At 51.5% G+C, this 670-nt stretch carries 1 pseudogene; it reads left to right on the top strand.

The window, feature by feature from the left end:
* Positions 1 to 83: 83 nt before the first annotated feature.
* Positions 84 to 670, top strand: a pseudogene (locus B5F17_RS14550) (DDE-type integrase/transposase/recombinase); the annotation flags it as partial.

Here is a 670-nt window from a genome sequence, read left to right as displayed (position 1 = left end):
AGAGAAACGGGTTTCAAGACTTGCCTCGCAGCACAAAAGGTAGCAGACATCGGATCACAAAACTCAGCGGTTATACTGGCCTGTTGGACAGCTTGCTGCGCCAAGGCGTTAAGAATTCCTCTGTCGTATTGGAGCGTTTGAAACAGGCTGGTTTTGAAGGAGGGGCGACCATTGTAAAAGAGTATATCGCCGCTCACAAGGACCTCATTCCGGCAAAACGCCAGTTGGTTGCGCCGCAGGGAAATCGTGGTCGCCGATACGTCACAAAGCCCGGTGAAGCCTACCAGATGGACTGGGGATTCGCGGATGTTCTGGATTACAACAGTCAGACCTACCGCGTTGCCTGCTTTGCCATGATCTGCCACCACTGTGGCCAGCGATATATTGAGTTCTTCCCCAATGCCCGGCAAGAAAACCTGTTTATTGGGATGATCCATGCTTTCCAGTACATGGGGGTTCCGAGATTTGTGTTAACCGACAATATGAAGAGTGTCGTGCTGCACCGGGATCTGGAGGGACATCCAGTCTGGCAGAAAGACTATGAAACCTTTATGCAAGCCCTGGCCTTCGAGACAAAACTTTGCAAGCCACGGCACCCATTTACCAAGGGCAAGGTGGAGCGGTTGGTTCGCTTTGTGAAAGACAATTTCCTGGCTGACCGAGTATTCTG

The sequence above is a fragment of the Butyricicoccus pullicaecorum genome (assembly GCF_002160355.1).
Classification (GTDB): Bacteria; Bacillota; Clostridia; order Oscillospirales; family Butyricicoccaceae; genus Butyricicoccus; species Butyricicoccus pullicaecorum.
Note: the sequence above shows the minus strand (reverse complement) of the source record. Positions and strands in the feature narration are given on the sequence as shown.